This window comes from Pseudomonas sp. ABa2, from assembly GCF_056676075.1.
This window is the reverse complement of the sequence record NZ_CM155239.1, coordinates 4,324,796-4,345,480: the sequence shown is the minus strand read 5'-3', so window position 1 is coordinate 4,345,480 and position 20,685 is coordinate 4,324,796. Positions and strand designations below refer to the sequence as shown.

Here is a 20,685-nt window from a genome sequence, read left to right as displayed (position 1 = left end):
TTCATGACCAAAATTGCAGTCATCCAGGCCGCCTCTGTTCCTTATGATCCTGCAGCCAGCGTTGAAAAGGCTTCCACAATTCTGCGGCGCGTAGCAGATCAAGGTGCAAGGCTGGCCGTATTCCCTGAAGCGTTCATTGGCGGATATCCCAAGGGGATAGCTTTCGGTAGCGTAGTGGGTAATCGCAGCATCAGCGGGCGTGAGCTGTACCAACGCTATGTCGATGGGGCTGTGACGCTGGATGGGCCGGAACTGGCATTGCTTGCTGAAAGTGTCGAGCACACAGGGGTTACCACTGTGATTGGTGTAATCGAGCGCTTCGGTCGCACCCTTTACTGCACCGCGGTCACCATCGCCCCAGGCCGGGGTATTGCCGGTTACCACCGCAAGCTGATGCCCACCGGCCAGGAACGACTAATTTGGGGCTTCGGTGATGGCTCGACAATCGAGCCTGTAGAAACTGATTTTGGCGTCCTGGGGAGCGTGATTTGCTGGGAGAACTACATGCCAGCACTACGCCAGGCCATGTATGCCCAGGGTGTTCAGATCTACTGCGCCCCGACAGCAGATGACCGTCCGTCCTGGGCCAGCTCCATGGTGCACATTGCTCTTGAAGGGCGTGTTTATGTGTTGTCAGCCTGCCAGGCAATCCGTCTTGGTGAATACCCACAACAGCACCGCGATGCATTCGGCCTGGAGTTCAACGAGGACGATTACGTGATGCGAGGGGGCAGCATGGTTGTAAGTCCGCTCGGAGAAGTACTGGCAGGGCCGGTGTTCGACTGCGAGACAGAAATCTATGCAGACCTCAATATGGATCTGCTTAGCCAAGCCAACTTGGACTTTGATGTCGTCGGCCATTATGCCCGGCCGGACATCTTTGAACTCAAGGTGAACATTGCCCCGCAGGCCCCGGTAACCCTGGAGCGATAAGTAGAGCCTGTTTAGTGAAATCCTCCCTTTGACCGTCCAGTTTGGGCATGACTGCTTTAGGGATAGAGCCGCCGCAAGGCGGCTTTTTATTGCTGGCCAGGTTGTTGCCGCCATTTCCTGTGTAGCGAGGGCTTAGGCCCAAACCGATTTGCCAAGACAGATAACTCACCGACTTAACGTCCGCTTGTGGCCGGTAGCCGCCCGTCGCGGCTGGCCGCAATCGGCCATAGCTGTCGCTCGAGCTTAGCAGTTAATGTCAGTTGGACAGAGATCGCTGTCGTTATTCATGGCTCCCCGCGGTGGCACTCTGCCCACTGCGAGATGTATCGTCTCCTTGCGCCATTCTGCGCAGCCAGGGAGGACAGCCAGTGATTTCTATCGGTGACATCTACAACCAAGACATCAATTTCCTCTTCGGATCAGGAGCATCGTTCGGCCTGCTCCCGACCCTCCAACTGCAGGTTCGGACTGGTGAGGGCAACTCGCGCTACACGCTGGAAGATCTAGCCACTAAATTTGAGCATGAGGGCGACGAGCGCCTAATTCCGCTGTTCATGCATTACTACGCCAGCTGTATCCGCCCGGCCGAGGAGCTTAGCCTGGAACAGGCAGGGGCCGTAGAGGCAGGCGCCATGGTTATCAAGAACTACCGCACCTTCCTAACGACAGCACTCGAAATGGTAAAACGCCGCAAAGCTCTGGATCGTCGTTGCAATGTGTTCACGACGAACTACGACGGTTGCTTCCCGCTCGTGGCCGACGCGCTTATCAAGGAAGGCCACACTGACTTCGTATTGAATGATGGCGCACGGGGTTTCACGCGGCGCATCCTACAGGCCCGAAATTTCGGGTCTTATCTTTGCCAGGCTGGTGTCTTCGGCCGTCATCAGAGCAGCATCCCTCAGATCAATCTGATCCATTTGCATGGGTCGGTCTATTGGAGCAAGTTGGACACCGCCATTCAGGTCAGCTACGACCTGTCTAGCCGTGAAGAACTGCTGGACGCTGGTGCTATGGCGTTGCTGCAGCCATTTTCGGCTGCGCTTAATAACCCTGCCTCGACACTTGCCGACGTCCCAGTCCCAGATTTCGCCGATGATGAACTGGACGCCTTTTGGGACAAATACAAGCGGATTCCAATCGTGAACCCGACCAAGTGGAAGTTCCACGAGACAGTCTACGAGGAGCATTACTATCAAATGCTGCGGCTGCTCAGTTATGAGCTTGAGAAGCCCAACGCCGTGCTCATCACCTTCGGGTTCTCGTTTGCCGACGAGCACATCCTCAACCTCGTGATGCGTTCTCTTTCCAATCCGGGTCTGCAGGTGTTTGTTTGCTGTTACAGCCAGTCTGGGCATGCCGAAATGGAGGGAAAGTTCAAGGGAAACCGTAACGTAAAGTGCCTGATGCTGCAGAGTGGAGATATGGACTTCACCGCATTCAATGAGCAGGTATTGGCTTGGCCGGAGGGTGCGGCTCTTGCACCTACTACCCACATAGCTCCAGCAGCTCTTCCTGCGGCCGATGCAGACCTTGAGAGCCAGTTATGAGTATTCGCGTTGGCGAGGTCATCGCCGTCCATGGAACAAAATTGGTTCTGAAGATCGACGAACAGTCGAGCAAGGAAACCCTGTTCTATGAAGGAGAGAAATACAAGGGAGTCTCAATTCGCGAATACCTATCCATCCAGCGCGGCTTCCGCGACATCATCTGCATCGTCGAGGGCGAATATCTGGACGAAAGCCGCACCGAGATGCATGACGGCCGGCAGACGTTTGTGCGGAAAGTAGAGGCTAGGCCGATTGGATACTTCGACCGTTCTGGCTTCACTCAGGGCATCAAGTACCTACCAATGATCCAGGACGCGGCTTACCTGCTTCCCGAGGATAAAATCAGGTCCATCTTCGATCGCAATGCGGACAGCGATTTCAGAGTTGGGACCATGCTGAAAGAAGAAATCGCGGTTGGGTTGCCGTGGAAGCGACTCTTCAACAGTCATATCGGCATCTTCGGCAATACCGGAAGCGGCAAGTCGAATACTCTGGCAAAGCTATACACTGTTCTTTTCGATCAAAAGCTGCCTTTCATTACAGGTAAGAGCCGCTTCATTGTCTTAGATTTTAATGGTGAGTACGGCGGCGAGCAGCTCGCGGCTGCGGATCACAAAACCGTCTATCAGTTGTCAACGCTTACCGCCCCAGACCTGAACGATCCCGCTTCCCGGTTTCCGCTGGCAACGCAGGAGTTCTGGCAGCTCGAGACTATGTCACTGCTCTTTCAGGCCACACCAAATACACAAAGGCCTTTCCTCAATCGTGTGATTGCAGGTTGGGAACGCTATGGAGCGATACAGGGCTCACTTGCGAACTATGCGAAGAGAATGTTCCAGAAGTCGTTCTGCGCCGGTGAGGTTAAGCCTGCGACGCTGGATTTGATGAGGACCGTCGCGCGGCGCATGGAGAACCAGCAAGTCCAAGACCTGCTGGCAGAAGTCACCTGGCACCGGACAGGTGGTCGCTTTACCTACAACGAGCAGTTCATCGGTACCGATGGCGCGCGATACGCAGCGCATATCGCCCCAACTGTAGAAACGTTGGACGCCGATGGGCTTGATGAATTTGATCAGCTTGTACTCCGCGTCAACCTGCAGCTGTTGTCAGACTTGAACGCAGGATATGTTCAGTTCGAGCATATCCAGCCGCTTCTGAAGCGCGTCGAGTCCTCACTCGCCAACCTGCGTAAGGTGCTGATGGTTTCGGATTTTCCGCAAGATGACCGCCTGCTCACGGTCATTTCGATGCGCCGCTGCAACAACGAGATCAAGAAAGTTCTGCCGCTGCTGTTCGCCAAGCATTACTACAACAGCCACAAGGCCACAGTCGCTAATCCACCCGACCGCACCATCCATCTCATCGTTGACGAGGCACACAATATCCTATCCGACCAATCTGCAAGAGAAAGTGAAACCTGGAAGGACTATCGGCTCGAACAGTTCGAGGAGATCATCAAGGAAGGGCGAAAATTCGGTATGTTCATTACCATCGCCAGCCAGCGCCCCGCTGATATCTCGCCCACAATCGTCTCGCAGCTACACAATTTCTTCATTCACCGCTTGGTGAATGATCGAGATCTGTACTTGATCGACAATACGATCTCTACGCTGGATTCTTTGTCTCGCAGCCTCATCCCGGGACTCTCTCAAGGGTGTTGCGTGGTCACTGGTACCGCTTTTGAGCTGCCAATGGTGATCCAGGTCGACCGGCTGCTAGACGGTAAGCAGCCTGCCAGTGAGGACGTCGATCTTGACAGACTTTGGAGTGATGCTCTGGCAGTTGGGGCGGAGGAGTAGAGCTAGTCAGAGCACCAATAGTGCTACACAACCTTCTCTCGGCCGGCGATAGCCGGTAGACATTGACCAAGCGAACAGTTGAGGGATTAACCGGGATTAACCCCATCTTGAGAGCCGCCATGAATAAGTTTTCCGAAGATGATGTTCACAAGCATCTCCACGCTACGGGCTTGGAGGCTGTAATTGTCGACTGCCCTCTATTTGACGTGGATGAGGTTGAGCCGTGCGCTGAGGAACCTGATTTCCAACTCTGGCGAATCATCAAGTCTCGCGCACTTGCGAAGCTGGAACGCCTTCACGGAACAATTCGCTATGGGACCTTCGTCGGAACCAAAATCAAGCTTCCAACTGATCACACCAGGCCGATGGAACTCGACTTGCTCGGCACCCATGAGGATGGCCTGTTCGTCTTGGAGCTAAAAATCGACCGATCTGCAGAACGTAATGCGTTCTCCGAGCTGTTCGCTTACAGCAATTACATTGCCGGTATTTTCGCCCTATCAGGACACCAAGACATCACCAATGTCTTGGTCGCAAATCTCGACAACAAGATAACCAAACAGGCTTTTCTTTATGATCTCCTGATCAACGAGAGAGATATTATCGTCTATCGCCCAAGCTTCCCCGGCGGAAACCTAGAGAGCTTGCAGCTCGACCTCTACCTGCCAAGCGACGATGACTTTCGTCACTTCACAAACGAGCTGTTGTCACACGACGCGATGAGTTGTGTGGTGATTTCCTTCCACGACCTCGATGGTTGGTTCGATAGCGAAGAGAATGGGGGAGGGCTTAACGATTGGACCACCGAGCACTTGTCGGGACTCAGCGGCTATGCCGCCCAGTTAATGGAGGCCGAGCGACTGCACGGATTCTGCTTCATTCGAAAACCTTGGCGTGAGATTCCCTGCCACTATCGCAACAGCCTTTTTATATGCGCGCTCAACCCCTTTAGAATCGCGGAGCCAAACCGTGCTAATTCGATCCTATCGCAACTGGATGAGAGCGAGCACGAGTCATTTCTGGAGACGCCTGAGCTGGCTTTTGAGGGGCGACTGATCCGACTTGCGCAGCGGACTATCAAGGATTGGCGGTTGCAGGAGCTGAGTGCAACACGGTTATTGAATTGAAGCCGGAGCATCATGCCGCATTGCCATGGCATTTTGCATGACCTCTCCCATCACCTCGATGGGGCATTTGAAGTCGAAGCGCTTGCGCGGTCGCATGTTCAGTTGCAGCGCAATGGCGTCCAGCTCCTCCTGGCTATGTACCGACAGGTCTGTGCCCTTGGGCAAGTACTGGCGAATCAGGCCGTTGATGTTTTCGTTGCTGCCGCGCTGCCAGGGGCTGTGCGGGTCGCAGAAGTAGATCGCCACGCCGGTTCTTTGGGTGATCTCGGCGTGTCGCGCCATCTCCCGGCCCTGGTCGTAAGTCATGCTCTTGCGCATCTCCAGCGGCATGCTATTGAGCGCGGCGCTGAAGCCTTCCAGCGCCGAAGTCGCCGTCGCGTCGTTCATCTTCACCAACATCAGGTAGCCACTGGTGCGTTCCACCAGCGTACCGACGGACGAGGCGTTGGCCTTACCCTTGATGAGGTCGCCTTCCCAATGCCCCGGCATCAGCCTGTCTTCAATCTCCGGCGGGCGCACATGAATACTGACCATCTCGGGGATCTGGCCGCGCCGATCCACGCCACCAGAGCGCGGCCGGCGCGTCGTCTTGCCTTGGCGCAGACAGATGATCAGCTCCTTACGCAGCTCACCCACTGGCAGGGCATAGATCGCGTTGTAGATCGTCTCGCGACAGACGTAGGCATCTCGCAGGTTGGGTATGTTCATGCTGCGCAGCTTGCCGGCAATCTGCTCGGGAGACAAACGCTCACGCAGCATATGGGTCACCAGTTCGAAGCGCTCGCTACCCGGCAACAGTTTTCGCATCGGTCGACAAACCTGGCGGCGGGCCTGCATTTGCTGCTGGGCCAGGCGGGCCGAGTAGCCACCGCAAGCACCTCGGTTACGGCGCAGCTCACGGCTGATGGTCGAAGGGGATCGGTTGATCAAGCAGGCAATCCTGCGCAGGCTGAAGCCTTGGGTACGACCGATTTGAATGGTGGCGCGCTCTTCAACGCTGAGTTCGGTATAAGACATAGGGGCAGCACCGTACCGGAAAGGTCAGGTGTTGCACTCAGTTTTTGCCGCCGCCATTGTCTTACCGACGATTACAGTGCGGAAGTCGTGACCCCCTACTGGGGGGCGATCGTTACCGACAGCCAAGAGGTCGTCTTCACCCATAACTTCGCATTCCGGCCGACGGGTATTATGCGTGAGGCCTACTCTGGCTTCCTCAATGAACGCTACGCCCGCGAAGCATCAGGTCAGGGTTGGAGCGGGGATATATCCATTCTAAAGATTAACGAGATCCACAACTGGCTACGCGCTTGGATGTTTATGGAGGGCTGCGGGTTTAAGGCTGGTGAGACGCTAGATGACGAGGCGGATGGCGACACCTGAATCGCTCCTGATTTGCTAGACACGCCCGAATGGCTGCACTTGGCCGATTCCTGCCTAATCCGAAAGGCTCAAAGCGGTCAAAAGCGGTCATTGTTGGCCAGCTGCAACAGACCGCTTCATTAACAAGAAAATTATTCAGGTGTGAGCATGGAAATCAAATCGCTGGCGACGATAGCCATGATTGAGTATGTGATTTGCTACTGTTGCTCCTCTGGTACCCTCATCCCCGGTTATGGCTTGTAATATGGCCAGGTCATCAACTCGCACCCCTCCAGAACTTAGCGCGGAGCATGGTCCAAGTGCTCGAATTTCAGGACGTAGCGGCCATGAGTACTTCCCAAGTATAAGTTTCCGAACACCGGATCAGATCTTTTTTTGAAGCTGTGAAACCGGCCGCTCCAACATCGATTGCGTCAGCCCGTGCATATCCGCATTGGCTTGCCAGATCAAAAACCGGCTATGCATATCTCGAACAGCCGCTAACAGCTTCTGCTTGGTCGCTGTCAGTTCCTCGATGCGCTCGTTGGCTGTCTGAATATCGCCAATCCAGCCCGGCTTCAGCTTCTTGGCCTTCAATGCCGCCTTGCGATTCTTCATCGCCAAATCCACGGCAGGTAGATTCATCAGGGACTGGCGAGCACGACTGATACCCAGTTTTTCTTTGCAGGCATCAACAAGCAAAGGCCAGGTCAGCTTCGGCTCTGACCATTCCTCAATTAGCTTAATGATGCGTTTCTCATCCTTTGGCGTTAAATGCCCCATCGTTAACCCTCGATCTCATCCAGCAAGGCCAAGACGTCATCCAACGATGGCAACGCCTCTTGCGCCTGGTTCTCTTCAATGACTTTGACTTCGATCAACCCCGACATTGCGGCGGCGTTCTTGGTCAGCGTCCAACCGTTGTCGGCGTTCCACACAATGTCACCGTTTTCGAGTTCGGGGTTTTCCAGCGTTTGGATGAGCGCCTCGCACTTAAAGAGCTTCTCACCCAGTTTTTTGGCCGACTCCGATGCCCCAAACACGCCCCGAGACTGCGCATCCAGGGCTTTATCGAGACGACGTTTAAGGTCGTCGCGTTCTTCCCTGAGGTTGCCCAGCTTTACGTCATCCCCTTTGACGCAACCGAGCCGCCCGCAGTCCAAACAGGCGCCCATTTTCGGGCAGGGCTCGGATGCGAAGTTGTGCACACAAACGCCGAGATGGGTTTGATGGATAATTCGGTCCTGCTCTTCCTCGCGCAGTTTCCTTACATCAGCAAGATTCAGAGGCTGATTGGTTTTTACCTTGTCCAGACGCTGAGCAGCGGTGCTGTTCTTCGTTTTGGGGTGGTAAGCCGCAACCCCTTGGGTGCGCTCCTCGATAGTCTCGTGGTTGTAAACCGATCCCATCGTCGTGCGCCCGGAGAAGGCGTCAATCAGGAGCTGCGACAGACCGGCCTGGTGCATCCGCGTGTTCAATTCGTGTCGAAACGCATGCGTGTTGACCTTGACACCGGGGTATCCATGGCGCTCGAACAGACTTTTCCTTGCCGGGTTGTTCGTAATGGCTAATTGCGCCTTCATTCGGTTAGGGTTCGCCGCGATCTCTACGCCAAACCCGTGCGTCACAGCGGTGCCACCTGCGTCTTCAGCCAACGCTCCCGTGCGCACGGTGAACAAGGCATCACGAAACTTCACCCGCGCCTTGCCCTCCGTGTACGGCGTGGTGTAGGGAAAATCCTTTGGGAGATACTTCTCACGCAGCAGCACATTGAGCGTGCGCAGCGTGATCACACACCGGTCGTCAAACTCAACACCCTGGACTCCTGGCTTGTCCTTCACGTATATCCGCGTCCCTCTACTGGTATCCAAACCATCACGAATCTCGGCCAAGAGGGCTCGAGCGGCGGGGCTGAGCGCCTTTTTCTGCTCCAAGGGTTTTAGGAAACCTTTTTGGAATATAGTTCGCGGGTTTTGGCTCTCATGAACTCTGAGTTTCAGCGCGGCACAGGCTTCGGCATAGGTGAGCGGTTCATCAGGCCCCTTGGGTGGCAGCCCTTCATGGGGCGGAAACTCATCGGGATGATCTTCCAGCCAGGCGGCGTAAGCCCGCGCCTCATTGGTGATCGGTTTCAGTAAGGCGATGACCCGCTCGACGACCGGCTCCATCTCGGGCTTAACGACTGGCTTCAGCGTGACCTGGTTTATCTTTTCCGCGTACCAGCGCAGGAACATGCGCCGTTTGCCGTGGATATCCTCTTTGAACACCCGAAAATCCAATTCAACATCCGCCAACTCACCCACGCGACTCGGGGTGCTCAGCAACAGCGCACAGGCGGATGTCACAACGATATCCAGAGGGCGGGTCAATTCGTTAGTGAACACTTCCCCGAGCGCTTTGATCGCTTCGGGGCTGGGCAGTTTCTGTTCCCGATCCGCTTGTTGCTGCTTGAGCGTGCCACGCGGCTTAATCGTCAGCGGAGAGGTCCACCGAAAATCGGTCTTGAGCAGTTTTTTGGCCCGCATCAGGGTGATGAGGGCCTCAAGTGCCTTGCTGCTAGCGTATGCGTTATTGCCTTTTGCCCAGTGACGACTCAGGTGCTCGCACGCTTTATTGCAGACACCGGCGGACACCTGCGTCACATCCCGCGTGCCGGTCAGCTCGACCAAGGCGGCTTCCAGCACCTTCAGGGCACTCAGCCAGTCACTAATTGCCTTTTTCTGCAAATACACCCGTCGGTACACCATGATGGCCTTGGCAAACTCCGTGAAGGGTGCCTGTATCGCCTTTGGAGCTGCATTGGTCGATCCCAGCGCCGTGAAGCTACATTTTTGGACGCCATGCTTGTGCCAACTGCCGTCCTCCCAGCAAATACTCGAGTGCACGCGACTGGGAATGCCTTTGGGCAGGGTCTGTTTTGCCCATTCGATAAACGCCGCGAGCTGAGCCTCCGCAGCCAGTTGGCTCCTGGGCTTGAAATCAACAATGTTGTGCGTCAGTTCAGAATCAAACGCATCGGTCATTCGCCTTTCCTCCCTGATTGGCGCGCGGCCTCACAATCCAGAATCACCTTGCGGCACGCCAGAATGGCCCGATCCCAGAGCACGCCGGTCGTTTTATCCGTGGCAATGGTTTGCGCCCGCCGACGTTCCAATCGCTCAAGGATCGCGCGGTGATTGGCGTACAGAAGGGGTTGGAATTTTCCGCATGCGTAACAGGTAAAGGGCGCATCGAGATGGCAGGCGGCAGTGGCACCGCACACTGCCAGATCCTCGATTTGTCGATCCGCTCGATCCCCGTTTTTTGCTGAGGTGCGATCCGTGACGATGATCCCTGTGAACGCATTCACAACCAAGGCCAGATGGTCGCTCATCTTCGCGTCGATCAAGGCCAGCAGCTCCGGCGACACCTGGCGGTACTTTCGCACTGTCTGAGTATTCTTGTGCATCAATGCGCTGGCCATCGTCCACTCATCCAGCCCGGCATTGGACAGGTCCGTGCCGAGGGTGTGCCTGAACCGGTGCCCCCGCGTCACTTTCAGCGGCTGATGGGTGCGAGGCGAAATCGGAAAGCCCTCCATCCGCTCGATGCGATCAAGCCATCCCTGAACCGTGCCTGCTCCAACATGAAAGATTGGCTGCGGCGCCTCTTCGAGGGCTTTTTGCAGGGGGCTATCGAGTAAAACAGGGGGGGTCACCCGATCCGGAAATTCTGCTTCATCATCCATCTTCCGACGAAAGAGCGGCACATTCTCAATGGCTGCATCCCAGTCGGCGCGGTCTGGATAGGTTTGCCAGAGTTGCGCCAGAACCATGGCCTTGTAGGCCAGCACGGTGTTGTACAGGTCCTCATCCAGACTGAAGGTTTCGGACTTTGCTCGCCAACCCGCCTCGCCGTCTTTTTGCTTTGCCCAATGAAACCTGACCTTGCAGCCCTGATCGGTCTTCGTGAAATCACCAAAAACCATCATGCGCACCTGAGCGCCACGCTGCCCGTAAATCATCAACAGGCGCAGATACAGGTATTGCTCGGGATCTAGCTGACCGTGACAGAACTGCTCATGTATCCATTGGTGCAGCGCGTTCTGCTCCACCTGGGTGAACGGGCCATGTTCGGGGTCCAGGCTGAGGATCACATCGTGGCTGGATTTCTTTTTTCTGGGCAGTGCCTGGTAGGCCTCGATCAGGGATTGGGGCGGATGTTGTTCGAGGGATTCGCAGTCGTGCCAAAACGCCATGAAAGCGGCGAACTGACTGAACTCGCCGACGTTAAAGCGCTCCCGCAGAGCGATCAGGTGATCCTCGTTGAGCGGGTCAAGACCGGCCTGAGCAGCCCGCGACAACACACTGGCGACTTTAGCAACCGAGCCCGTTGCATGATCAGCCATTCGATAGGCCAGGGCGGCGTGCAACCAGGGCTGCCAATCCGGCGAGACGCAGGCAAGGGCCGCTTTCCAGTTGACTGGGTTTTTGGTCGATTTATCGGGTTTCCACATGGGGTGAGTCGGTGTGAAAACTTCCCCGCACTTGGCCAGGCGAGGCGTGTTCAGCCATGCATTGAGGCTGTCCTTCGTGGGTGCATGAAGTGCTTCGACGCAGATTTTCACTTTGAACCGCCCGGTGTCTCGGCCTTTTGACGGATGGCCTTAAACCTCTCGGCCCGCTTCTGTATCGCGTTGTCCGCCTCTTCTTTCCAGAATTTCGCGCCGTAGAGGCCAGGCATGTCCGATCCGGGACTCCAGCCGAACATCCATGTGAGGGTTTTTTGAACCTGCGTGGTGCGATCCTCCGGCGTGAGCGCTGCCAGTTCCTCCCGCATGCTTTCCAGCATCGTGTAGACCGCGTCATGCCTCAGAATATGCGGGTGCACATGAGCCAGTTCCGGCGCTATTTCTCGGACCCTGGACAGGACGCCATCAACTGCCTTGATGGTCAGAGGTCCGCCCTCATTTCGCTTGTGGGCCACCAGCAAAAACGGATGCTTTCTCGCTTGCGATGTGCCGCTACGAGGCTTTCTGTGGCGATATTTCGATTCGTACTCAGTGATTGCGTCATACAGGTCATCGGTCATGAGCAGCATGCGCTCGTTGGTTTTGAATTGCGGGGCCATGGTTCTTGGGTCGAGGCTCTCATCCTCTAGGTTGACCACCGCTAGTTGACGACTGTGCCAGTGAATATCGCTGGTCTTGATCAGCAGCATCTCGGAGCGGCGCAGCCCCATGTCGAGACCCAGCAGCAAAATGATGTAGTTACGTAGCCTGATAGCTTCATCTGAAAAGGGGTTCTCGGCGCTATCCGGATGCATGATTTCCAGCAATCGAGTTCGCTCCTGGCTGGTAAGCCCTTTCATTTCGTCAATTCGCGTTTCTTTCCACGAAGGGCGGGCCGCTTTGATCTTGCGTTTGATGCGCCCCTTCAGGTCGTCAATCGCCTCATATCGTGTTGAGTGATCACCCAACTTGTCATAAAGGAAGGCCAGATAGTCGCGTACCGCCTCAATTCGCTGCTGCGCATGGACTTTGCCAACTGATTTGTAGGCAGTCGGATGCAAACGCATCCCCGCATACTTCATGGCCAAGGTTTCCTTATTAAACCCTGCGTCCGACACAAATCTGGAAAGCTCACTGTCTGTCAGGTATTGGCTGGCAGGGCGCTGTTCGATGCGAGAAATCAGATCAATAGAGGAAAAAGCCAGAAACTGCTCAAGCACAACCAGATGCTCAAGGTACTTCTTTGTTGTTTCCAGTGCTCTGCCCGAGTGCTCCATGGTCATGTAGAGGTTGGGGTAGTAAACCGGGATGTAGTCTTGCACCAGCAGCTTTCTACGAGCACCATTCACCACCTGCTCTATGACCTGGAAACCCATATTGCTCCCTCATAAAAAATAACTTTTTTAAGTATAGTCAGGAACAAGATAAGGTCAACGCAAAACCTAACGTTTTGCTTTCCAGAATTTAAGCGCTTGCCGCTACCATAAAGCACTGAAAAAACAGGATTAAAGGCGAATCAAACCATGTCCAAAAGTGACAAAGCAGGCAAAACAGGCTCTTACGTCTACAGCATGCATCGGGTCAGCAAGGTCGTCCCGCCGAAGCGTGAAATCCTCAAGGACATCTCCCTGTCGTTCTTCCCCGGCGCCAAGATCGGCGTGCTCGGCCTCAACGGCGCCGGTAAGTCGACCCTGTTGCGCATCATGGCCGGCGTCGACACCGAGATCGACGGCGAAGCCCGCCCGATGCCGGGGATCAAGGTCGGCTACCTGCCGCAGGAGCCGCAGCTCGACCCGAACAAGAGCGTGCGCGACATAGTCGAAGAGGCCGTGGGCGAGATCAAGCAGGCCCAGGCCCGCCTCGACGAGGTGTACGCCGCCTACGCCGAGCCGGACGCCGACTTCGACGCCCTGGCCGCCGAGCAGGCCAAGCTGGAGGCGATTCTGCAGGCCTCCGACGGCCACAACCTGGAGCGCCAGCTGGAAGTCGCTGCCGACGCCCTGCGCCTGCCGCCATGGGAGGCCAAGATCGAACACCTGTCCGGCGGCGAGAAGCGCCGCGTGGCGCTGTGTCGCCTGCTGCTTTCTGCGCCGGACATGCTGCTGCTGGACGAACCGACCAACCACCTGGACGCCGACTCGGTGGCCTGGCTGGAGCGCTTCCTGCACGACTTCCCCGGCACCGTGGTAGCGATTACCCACGACCGTTACTTCCTCGACAACGTCGCCGGCTGGATCCTCGAACTCGACCGCGGCCACGGCATCCCCTACGAGGGCAACTACTCCGGCTGGCTGGAATCCAAGGCCAACCGCCTGGCCCAGGAAGCCAAGGCCGAGGCGTCGCACGCCAAGGCGATGAAGGCCGAACTGGAATGGGTGCGCCAGGGCGCCAAGGCGCGTCAGGCCAAGTCCAAGGCGCGCCTGCAGCGTTTCGAGGAAATGCAGTCGCAGGAATTCCAGAAGCGCAGCGAGACCAACGAGATCTACATCCCGGCCGGCCCGCGCCTGGGCGACAAGGTCATCGATTTCCATAACGTGTCGAAATCCTTCGGCGATCGCGTATTGATCGACGACCTGTCCTTCAGCATCCCCAAAGGCGCCATCGTCGGCGTGATCGGCGGCAACGGCGCGGGCAAGTCGACCCTGCTGCGCATGATCACCGGCAAGGAACAGCCCGATTCCGGCAGCATCGAGATCGGCGAAACCGTGCAGATCGCCAGCGTCGAGCAGAGCCGCGACCTGCTCGACGGCAGCAAGACCGTGTGGGAGCAGATCTCCGACGGCTTCGACATGATCAAGGTGGGCAACTACGAGGTGCCGTCGCGCGGCTACGTCGGCCGCTTCAACTTCAAGGGCGCCGACCAGCAGAAGTTCGTCAAGGACCTCTCCGGCGGTGAGCGCGGTCGTCTGCACATGGCCCTGACCCTGAAGCAGGGCGGCAACGTGCTGCTGCTCGACGAACCGTCCAACGATCTCGACGTGGAAACCCTGCGCGCCCTGGAAGAGGCGCTGCTGGACTTCCCCGGCGCCGCGGTGGTGATCTCCCACGATCGCTGGTTCCTCGACCGTATCGCCACCCACATCCTCTCCTACGAGGACGACGGCAAGGTCAACTTCTTCGAGGGCAACTACAGCGAGTTCGAAGCCGACCGCAAGAAACGCCTGGGCGACGCCGCCGCGCAGCCGCACCGGGTGCGCTACAAGAAGCTGGCGCAATAACTTTTCGCCATATGAAAAAAACGGAGCCTGCGGGCTCCGTTTTTCGTTGGTGACTCCGGCTGCCGGGCGCACCGGTAGCCCTGGGATATGGGGTCAGAGCCTGGCCAGCAGGATTTCCAGCGCTCTGGCCTGATCTTCGGCCAGGTCGATGATATGAAAGCCCGCCCAGCAGTGCTGGCCGTCGGCGCCGGGGCGGCTCCACAGGCAGTCGGCGCCCAGGCGCACCTCCGGCAGAACCTGCGTGCCGGCGCTGCACACCAGGCGACATTGCAGCACCGCGTCCGCGGTGTGCGGGGTGTCGCTGAACAGCATGAAGCCGTCGGCGGACAGGTCGACGATGCGGCCCAGGCGCTGGCCGCTGTTCAGGTCGAAGACCTCCAGCTGCAACTCGGTGCCATGGCGGCTGTGTTGGCGACGCTCTTCCATGGAAATTCCTCAGCGGGGTTCGGCCGTGCGCCCGGTAAAGCGCTGCAGCACACGGTAGATGGCAGTCAGGGCGCGATCCATCAGCGGTGCCGCGCGTTCGGGGGCGACGATGCGGGCCAGGCCCTGTTCCATCTCGCTGGCCAGCAGGGTCAGGGGTTTGATCGCCACGCGCTGGCCGCTGTTGTCGACGAACATGTAGTTGTGGGTGGTGGGGCTGAACCAGGACAGCTTGAGCACGCGGCTCTGCTCGCCGTTGACGAACTCGAACCAGGTGCCGAACTCGACGCTGGCCAGTTCCTTGGCCAGCGCCTGGGCGCGCGCCGACAGCCTGGTGCGCGGCGGCGCCTGACGGGCGAGGTCGGCGTCCTCGCCGAGCATGGCGCCGAGCGGGCTCTCCGGCAGGCTCGGCTTGAGTTGGGCGGCCAGCTGCGGCTGCTTGGCCTGCACCGCGTGCTGGCAGGCCACCAGATCCTGCAGCAGACGACGGATGCCGTCCTCGTGATAGCCGCCGAGCAGTTCCAGGCCCTTGCGCAGGTCGCTGAGCAGCGGCACGCGCAGCTCCTGCAGGCGGTGCAGGTCGGCCTCGCCCAGCGGCACGCCGCTCCAGGCCAGCTGCTCGGCGACCTCGCAGTGGCGCCGCCATTCCGCGCTGGCGTCGCCGTGGCGCAGCAGGACGAAGACCAGCACGTCGGCCCAGGTCAACTCGAGGAAGTTGCGGATGATCGCCGGCAGGTCGCGCTTGGCGACGCTGCGCTGGATCACTTCCAGCGCCTGTTCGCGGGCGCCGAGCAGGCGGTCGCGCCCCTTGGCCGCCTCGACCGCGCGGCGCTCGCGCAGCTCCACCTTGTGGCGCAGGGTCTCGACGTACTCGTTGAACTCGTCGATCAGGCTGTCGAACAGCGCCAGGTCGCCGCTGAAGCCGTGGATCACCCGTTCGACCACCCACTGCATCTTCGCCAGCAGGCCACGTTCGTCGCCCTCGTTGCCGTAGAGCACGCCGGCCTGGGCCATGGCGTTGAGCAGGCGGCGCGCCGGGTGGTGGTGCTGGGTGAACAGCGCCTTGTCCTGCAGGGCGATCTTCAGGTAGGGCGTGTGCAGGTGCGACAGCGCGGTCTTGCAGCTGTCCGGCAGGTTCTCGTCATCGAGGATGAAGTCGAACAGCATGCCCACCAGGTCGATCACGTCGGCTTCCTGGTCGGACACCTTGCTGTCGCCGGGCAGACTGCTGTGCGCCTCCAGTTGCTGCTGCAGGTCGGCCTTGAGCCCTTCCACCTGCTGCGGCCGCTGCAGGCGCTGGGCCAGGTCGTGGGCCGACTGCTGCTGCATGCGGTTGAGCGCGGCGAGCAGCTCGTTGGCGCTGTAGGTGCGGCTGGCACCGCGCGGCGAGAAGCTGACGATACTGCGTGTGCCGCCCAGCAGCGGTTGGTCCGGATGGCTCTGGCGGTGTTCGCCAAGCAGGCTGGACAGGCCGCTGAACAGCGCCGTGGGGTCGCTCGGCGGTGGCGCGCTGAGGTCCAGGTCGAGCAGCGCCGGTTCGGCCGCCGGGCCGCCAGGCGGGCCCTGGGCGGGCGCCTGGTGCTCGGGGGCCGTTTCGGCCTTGTTCGGCTCCGGGCGGCTGACGCTGGGGTTGAGCTGGGCGCTGTACTTGAGGTTGGGCAGCACGCCGGCGTCGATCAGGCGCTGGTTGAGCGCGTTGTACAGGGCATCCAGGCTCTGCATCACGTGGCGATCGAAGAGCATGTAGAGGATGGTCTTGATCTGCAGCGGGAAGGGGCAGGGCGCCAGGGCTTCGCGGAAGGCCTGGGCGATGGCCTGCGGGCCGAAGGGGTTGCTGTCCTCGCCGAGCTTCTGGCCGTTGTTGAGCAGCGCCAGGCGCTGCTCCAGGGCGAATAGTTGCTGGGTGCAGCGCGCCTTGACCCGGCTGACCATGTTGGTCACCTGCAGGCTTTCCTCGTAGTCCTCGTTCTGCACCAGGGCCAGTTGCTCGGGGTCGAGCTCGACCGGCGCCTGGTTCTGCAGCTTGCCTTCGAGGAAATCGGAGAAGTTGTGCGCGATCTGCTGGTGGTAGCTGCGTTCGATCTGCGGCCGCTGGCGGCGAATCTCGCGCATGCTGTCGAAGAACAGGGTCTGCACCTTGTTGTTCTCGGCTTTTTCCGCGCACTCGAACAGGGTGTCGTCGACCTGGCCGAACACGCCGCTCAGGTGCTCCGCCAGGCGATTCATCACCAGCTTGCGGCAGCTCTGCACCAGCTCGCCGAAGCGCGGCTGGATGCCGCGGCTGGCGAGCGTCGCCACGCTGGGCTTGATCGGGGGTGTGTCCTGGTTGCTCATGGACTGTCCTGGCTGGAGTCGTCGGCTGGCGCGTCCTGCGTCGGGCCGCAGTTCGATGAAACATATAGTAGTCCATCGCCGCGCTGCAAAGCATTGTCGTAAAAGCAGTTTGCAGGGGTTGACAGGGAAGTTTTGCGACGTAAAATGGCGCGCCTCTGAAGCGGGAAAGCAAATAGCCGAAACGCCGAAGAGATGGAATACCGAAGTTCCGCGATAGCTCAGTCGGTAGAGCAAATGACTGTTAATCATTGGGTCCCTGGTTCGAGTCCAGGTCGCGGAGCCAAATTCCAGACGGGGTATAGCGCAGTCCGGTAGCGCGCTTGCTTTGGGAGCAAGATGTCGGGAGTTCGAATCCCCCTACCCCGACCATATTTGGGTCGTTAGCTCAGTTGGTAGAGCAGTTGGCTTTTAACCAATTGGTCGTAGGTTCGAATCCTACACGACCCACCATATAGAACGACGAAGCCCGCCTTGTGCGGGCTTCGTCGTTTCTGCGTGTCGGCTTTTGCAGCGGGGCATTCTCGCCGCTGAATACCTGCCCCGGATTTCATCCGGGCTGCGTGCTTGTCGCCCCTCTCCCGGCGGGAGAGGGGCATCGGAAGGCCGCATGGCGGCCGCTTTCAGTGCAGCTTCAGGCGCGGCTCGGTGCTGCGGCCGATGCGGTCGCTGAGCATCAGCAGCAGGGTGCGCAGCGGGCCGTACAGGGCCATCTGGTGCATGCGGTAGAGCGACACGTAGAACACCCGCGCCAGCCAGCCTTCCAGCATCACGCTGCCGGTCAGGTTGCCCATCAGGTTGCCCACCGCGGAGAAGCTCGACAGCGAGATCAGCGAGCCGTAGTCGCGGTAGCGGTACTCCGGCAGCGGCTGGCCGCTGATCTTCAGGCGCAGCGACTTGGCCAGCAGCGAGGCCTGCTGGTGCGCGGCCTGGGCGCGCGGCGGCACGTTGCGGCCTTCGCTGCCCGGCTGCGGGCAGGCGGCGCAGTCGCCGAAGGCGAACACGTCGTCGTCCAGGGTGGTCTGCAGGGTCGGGCGCACCTGCAGCTGGTTGATGCGGTTGCTCTCCAGGCCGTCGAGCTCCTTGAGGAAGCCCGGGGCGCGGATGCCGGCGGCCCAGACCTTGAGGCTGGCCGGGATGAAATTGCCGTCGGCGGTCTGCAGCCCCTCGGCGCGCACCTCGCTGACGGCGGCGCCGGTGAGCACGGTGACACCGAGCTTTTCCAGGGTCTGGTGCACCGGCCGGGCGATGCGCTCGGGCAGTGCCGGCAGCACCCGCGGGCCGGCCTCGATCAGGGTGATGCGCATGTTTTCCGGGCGGATGCGGTTGAGCCCATAGGCCGCCAGCTGCTGCGCCGCATGGTGCAGCTCGGCCGCCAGTTCGACGCCGGTGGCGCCGGCACCGACTATGGCGATGTTGATCTGCGCACCGTCCTCGCCTTCGTTGGCGTGGGCGCGCAGGTAGTGGCTGAGCATGCGCCGGTGGAAGCGCTCGGCCTGCTCGCGGGTGTCGAGGAACAGGCAGTGCTCGGCTGCGCCGGGGGTGCCGAAGTCGTTGGTGGTGCTGCCGACGGCGAGCACCAGGCTGTCGTAGGCGATCTGCCGCTCGGGCATCAGCACCTGGCCGTCGTCGTCCAGGGTCGGCGCCAGGGTGATGGTCTTGGCAGCCCGATTCAGGCCGCTCATGCGGCCGAGCTGGAACTCGAAACTGTTCCACTTGGCCTGGGCCACGTAGTTCAGCTCGTCTTCCGAGGAATTCAGCGAGCCGGCGGCCACTTCGTGCAGCAGGGGCTTCCAGATATGGGTGAGATTGGCGTCGACCAGAACGATGCGGGCCGCGCCGCTCTTGCCGAGTTTTCTACCCAGACGGGTGGCCAGCTCCAAACCGCCGGCGCCGCCGCCGACAATCACGATGCGATGGGACATGGATGATGCTCACAAGGCTTTGAAAAAGACGGTGCGAGTCCGATCGGGCGAGCGCGAGGCAGCTCATAGCACCAACCGACTCAGGAAGCGGCTCAGCAGGCCGAGGCCGACGACCACGCAGAGGATGATGGCCAGCAGGCGCCAGACCCGGAAGGGCTGGCGCTCGACCTGGTGTTGCGGCGCACTCAGGTAGTGATCGACCTTTTGCTGGTCGTCGGGGCTCAGGCGGCTGGTCATCGGGAGGCCTCTGCTCGAATGCGGCTATTCTAGGCTTGCCCGCCAGGCTTGGCGAGCCTCGTTGTCCGGCTGGTCAAGCACCTGCACGCTATCTTCCAGGCGGATGATGCCGCCTTCCAGCACCCGCGCGGTAATGCCGCCGTGGCCGCGCATGGCCTGGAAGGTGCCGCGGCCGAGGCGCTGCTCCAGCCTGGCGCAGGGTTGGCACCAGCCGGTGGTTTCCAGCAGCGCCTGGCCGATGCGAAAGCGCCGACCCTTGAGGCTGAACAGGTTGATGCCGGCGACGGCGATATTGCGCCGCAGCTCGCTGGGCGGCAGCGGCGCCTGGTGGCCGAGCAGGGCGGCGATCACCGCCAGGTGTTCCCACTGGATCAGCGTCACCTGGCGCGCGTTGCGCGGCCCCGGGCGGCTGTGATCGCCGGTCAGCCCGGCTTCGCGGCGGGCCTGCACGGCCTCGACCTCGAGCATGGCGGCGCGTGCGGCCGGGCGCACGCCTATCCAGCGTACCCGGCCGACCTGCGGCACCTCGGCGAGCAGCTCCTGCAGCGACCTCACAGGCTGATTCCGATGTCGAACAGCAGGCTGCGGCCGAGGTTCTGGCGCAGGAAATCCGGGGCGTCCGGGTGGGCGAACAGCACGCGGGCGAAACGCGGGCCGACCAGCGACAGCGAGCGCCAGCCCTGGCGCAGGTATTCGGTGGGCGGCGGGAAGTGGCTGTTGCAGTCCAGCGCGGCGCGCTTGAGGCTGACGAAGGCGATCAGGTCCAGTTCGCCCAGGTCGATGCCGCGCTCGCGGTAGTTGTGCGCCTTCTTGCGCAGGGTGGGCGCCAGGCGCGCCTGCAGCTCGCTGGCGGGGATGCGCTTGGGGCGGGCTTCGCGGCGCACCAGCTGGCTGAGGGAGAAGGCGCTGCGCCGGCGTTCCAGCTCGGCGCGCCATTCGTCGTTGAGGCGGCGGCCCTCGTCGAGGACGAAGAATACTTCGAAGTTGGCGTCGCGAAACAGCACGTCCGGCGGCTCCTGCCCGCTGGGGCTGAAATCCTCGTTGCGCTGGGCGACGTTGAGCGCCTGCAGCAGGCGCTGGCAGACCCAGCGCTCGCGCTCCCACTTCTTGGCGTTGGAGAGAAAGGCGTTGGCTTGTTCGGCTTGGTGCGTGAGTAGACGCAGGTAATCGGAGTCGTCCATGAACCTAGCTTAGCCCCGCGCCGGGGGGGCTTGCCAGCGCGAGTCGTCCGCCGCCAGCGGCCGGTGTAGACTGCCCGGCAGCGAGCGGAGGATGGCATGCGCAGAGACGACGA

The 20,685-nt window shown here is 59.8% G+C and carries 17 protein-coding genes and 3 tRNA genes; 9 read left to right on the top strand and 11 right to left on the bottom strand.

Annotated features, from left to right (window positions below):
- Positions 1-3: 3 nt before the first annotated feature.
- From AC1G9C_RS21135 to AC1G9C_RS21120, 4 genes are all read left to right on the top strand, one after another.
- Positions 4-933, top strand: coding sequence for a carbon-nitrogen hydrolase family protein (locus AC1G9C_RS21135; RefSeq protein ID WP_003464945.1), 930 nt, complete (start codon positions 4-6; stop codon positions 931-933).
- 368 nt (positions 934-1,301) lie between these two features.
- The gene (locus AC1G9C_RS21130; RefSeq protein ID WP_480408713.1) at positions 1,302-2,483 is read left to right on the top strand and encodes a hypothetical protein; all 1,182 of its coding nucleotides are present in this window, start codon (positions 1,302-1,304) and stop codon (positions 2,481-2,483) included.
- Entirely contained in the window at positions 2,480-4,282 is a 1,803-nt protein-coding gene (locus tag AC1G9C_RS21125; RefSeq protein WP_480408712.1) for an ATP-binding protein, read from the top strand. Before AC1G9C_RS21130 ends, AC1G9C_RS21125 begins: the two co-directional genes overlap by 4 nt.
- A 119-nt stretch (positions 4,283-4,401) precedes the next feature.
- Positions 4,402-5,409: a hypothetical protein gene (locus AC1G9C_RS21120; RefSeq protein ID WP_480408711.1), complete on the top strand. Its 1,008-nt coding sequence runs from the start codon at positions 4,402-4,404 to the stop codon at positions 5,407-5,409.
- Here the strand turns inward: AC1G9C_RS21120 and AC1G9C_RS21115 are convergent.
- Positions 5,398-6,426 (bottom strand): IS30-like element ISPsp7 family transposase, encoded by a 1,029-nt coding sequence (locus AC1G9C_RS21115; RefSeq protein ID WP_033959121.1) that lies wholly within the window; start codon positions 6,424-6,426, stop codon positions 5,398-5,400. The genes AC1G9C_RS21120 and AC1G9C_RS21115 overlap by 12 nt on opposite strands.
- 87 nt (positions 6,427-6,513) lie before the next feature.
- Here AC1G9C_RS21115 and AC1G9C_RS21110 point away from each other — a divergent pair, with 87 nt between their 5' ends.
- Positions 6,514-6,789, top strand: a complete 276-nt coding sequence (locus tag AC1G9C_RS21110) for a hypothetical protein (RefSeq protein ID WP_480408710.1) — start codon at positions 6,514-6,516, stop codon at positions 6,787-6,789.
- A gap of 363 nt (positions 6,790-7,152) precedes the next feature.
- On the opposite strand, the gene AC1G9C_RS21105 is transcribed toward AC1G9C_RS21110, so the two are convergent.
- From AC1G9C_RS21105 to AC1G9C_RS21090, 4 genes are read right to left on the bottom strand one after another with little or no spacing between them, the layout of a single operon-like run.
- Positions 7,153-7,551, bottom strand: coding sequence for a hypothetical protein (locus AC1G9C_RS21105; RefSeq protein ID WP_143498251.1), 399 nt, complete (start codon positions 7,549-7,551; stop codon positions 7,153-7,155).
- Positions 7,552-7,553: 2 nt separating this feature from the next.
- Positions 7,554-9,791, bottom strand: coding sequence for a hypothetical protein (locus tag AC1G9C_RS21100; RefSeq protein ID WP_480408709.1), 2,238 nt, complete (start codon positions 9,789-9,791; stop codon positions 7,554-7,556).
- Complete coding sequence (locus AC1G9C_RS21095; protein WP_480408708.1) at positions 9,788-11,374, bottom strand: tyrosine-type recombinase/integrase; 1,587 nt, start codon at positions 11,372-11,374, stop codon at positions 9,788-9,790. Before AC1G9C_RS21095 ends, AC1G9C_RS21100 begins: the two co-directional genes overlap by 4 nt.
- Positions 11,371-12,633 (bottom strand): site-specific integrase, encoded by a 1,263-nt coding sequence (locus AC1G9C_RS21090; protein ID WP_480408707.1) that lies wholly within the window; start codon positions 12,631-12,633, stop codon positions 11,371-11,373. Before AC1G9C_RS21090 ends, AC1G9C_RS21095 begins: the two co-directional genes overlap by 4 nt.
- Positions 12,634-12,780: 147 nt before the next feature.
- On the opposite strand from AC1G9C_RS21090, the gene ettA reads away from it, so the two are divergent.
- Entirely contained in the window at positions 12,781-14,475 is a 1,695-nt protein-coding gene (ettA, locus tag AC1G9C_RS21085) for an energy-dependent translational throttle protein EttA (protein ID WP_480408706.1), read from the top strand.
- A gap of 93 nt (positions 14,476-14,568) precedes the next feature.
- Here ettA and AC1G9C_RS21080 read toward each other — a convergent pair whose 3' ends face one another.
- Complete coding sequence (locus AC1G9C_RS21080; RefSeq protein WP_021445294.1) at positions 14,569-14,901, bottom strand: PilZ domain-containing protein; 333 nt, start codon at positions 14,899-14,901, stop codon at positions 14,569-14,571.
- A 9-nt stretch (positions 14,902-14,910) separates the two neighbouring features.
- Positions 14,911-17,232: a DUF1631 domain-containing protein gene (locus AC1G9C_RS21075; RefSeq protein WP_480408705.1), complete on the bottom strand. Its 2,322-nt coding sequence runs from the start codon at positions 17,230-17,232 to the stop codon at positions 14,911-14,913.
- A gap of 207 nt (positions 17,233-17,439) precedes the next feature.
- Here AC1G9C_RS21075 and AC1G9C_RS21070 point away from each other — a divergent pair.
- The 3 genes from AC1G9C_RS21070 to AC1G9C_RS21060 all read left to right on the top strand — a co-directional run bounded on the left by AC1G9C_RS21070 (position 17,440) and on the right by AC1G9C_RS21060 (position 17,682).
- Positions 17,440-17,515: transfer RNA gene (locus AC1G9C_RS21070), tRNA-Asn, on the top strand.
- A gap of 9 nt (positions 17,516-17,524) precedes the next feature.
- Positions 17,525-17,601 (top strand) — tRNA-Pro (locus AC1G9C_RS21065).
- A gap of 5 nt (positions 17,602-17,606) precedes the next feature.
- A tRNA-Lys gene (locus AC1G9C_RS21060) sits at positions 17,607-17,682 on the top strand.
- A 170-nt stretch (positions 17,683-17,852) separates the two neighbouring features.
- Here AC1G9C_RS21060 and AC1G9C_RS21055 read toward each other — a convergent pair.
- From AC1G9C_RS21055 to AC1G9C_RS21040, 4 genes are all read right to left on the bottom strand, one after another.
- A complete protein-coding gene (locus AC1G9C_RS21055; protein WP_480408704.1) occupies positions 17,853-19,154 on the bottom strand; it encodes an NAD(P)/FAD-dependent oxidoreductase in 1,302 nt (433 codons plus the stop codon).
- 63 nt (positions 19,155-19,217) lie between these two features.
- Entirely contained in the window at positions 19,218-19,391 is a 174-nt protein-coding gene (locus AC1G9C_RS21050) for a DUF3094 domain-containing protein (RefSeq protein WP_021445286.1), read from the bottom strand.
- A gap of 24 nt (positions 19,392-19,415) precedes the next feature.
- Entirely contained in the window at positions 19,416-19,946 is a 531-nt protein-coding gene (locus AC1G9C_RS21045) for an MOSC domain-containing protein (RefSeq protein WP_122108962.1), read from the bottom strand.
- The gene (locus tag AC1G9C_RS21040; RefSeq protein ID WP_021443101.1) at positions 19,943-20,572 is read right to left on the bottom strand and encodes a DUF1780 domain-containing protein; all 630 of its coding nucleotides are present in this window, start codon (positions 20,570-20,572) and stop codon (positions 19,943-19,945) included. Before AC1G9C_RS21040 ends, AC1G9C_RS21045 begins: the two co-directional genes overlap by 4 nt.
- Between the last annotated feature and the right edge of the window lie 113 nt (positions 20,573-20,685).

What these genes read in the sequence shown, in the direction of transcription:
- AC1G9C_RS21090 (WP_480408707.1), bottom strand. Translation starts at nt 12,633, where the DNA reads ATGGGTTTCCAGGTCATAGAGCAGGTGGTGAATGGTGCTCGTAGAAAG.
- AC1G9C_RS21040 (WP_021443101.1), bottom strand. Translation starts at nt 20,572, where the DNA reads ATGGACGACTCCGATTACCTGCGTCTACTCACGCACCAAGCCGAACAA.
- AC1G9C_RS21055 (WP_480408704.1), bottom strand. Translation starts at nt 19,154, where the DNA reads ATGTCCCATCGCATCGTGATTGTCGGCGGCGGCGCCGGCGGTTTGGAG.
- AC1G9C_RS21120 (WP_480408711.1), top strand. Translation starts at nt 4,402, where the DNA reads ATGAATAAGTTTTCCGAAGATGATGTTCACAAGCATCTCCACGCTACG.
- ettA (WP_480408706.1), top strand. Translation starts at nt 12,781, where the DNA reads ATGTCCAAAAGTGACAAAGCAGGCAAAACAGGCTCTTACGTCTACAGC.
- AC1G9C_RS21080 (WP_021445294.1), bottom strand. Translation starts at nt 14,901, where the DNA reads ATGGAAGAGCGTCGCCAACACAGCCGCCATGGCACCGAGTTGCAGCTG.
- AC1G9C_RS21125 (WP_480408712.1), top strand. Translation starts at nt 2,480, where the DNA reads ATGAGTATTCGCGTTGGCGAGGTCATCGCCGTCCATGGAACAAAATTG.
- AC1G9C_RS21105 (WP_143498251.1), bottom strand. Translation starts at nt 7,551, where the DNA reads ATGGGGCATTTAACGCCAAAGGATGAGAAACGCATCATTAAGCTAATT.
- AC1G9C_RS21050 (WP_021445286.1), bottom strand. Translation starts at nt 19,391, where the DNA reads ATGACCAGCCGCCTGAGCCCCGACGACCAGCAAAAGGTCGATCACTAC.
- AC1G9C_RS21115 (WP_033959121.1), bottom strand. Translation starts at nt 6,426, where the DNA reads ATGTCTTATACCGAACTCAGCGTTGAAGAGCGCGCCACCATTCAAATC.
- AC1G9C_RS21075 (WP_480408705.1), bottom strand. Translation starts at nt 17,232, where the DNA reads ATGAGCAACCAGGACACACCCCCGATCAAGCCCAGCGTGGCGACGCTC.
- AC1G9C_RS21135 (WP_003464945.1), top strand. Translation starts at nt 4, where the DNA reads ATGACCAAAATTGCAGTCATCCAGGCCGCCTCTGTTCCTTATGATCCT.
- AC1G9C_RS21100 (WP_480408709.1), bottom strand. Translation starts at nt 9,791, where the DNA reads ATGACCGATGCGTTTGATTCTGAACTGACGCACAACATTGTTGATTTC.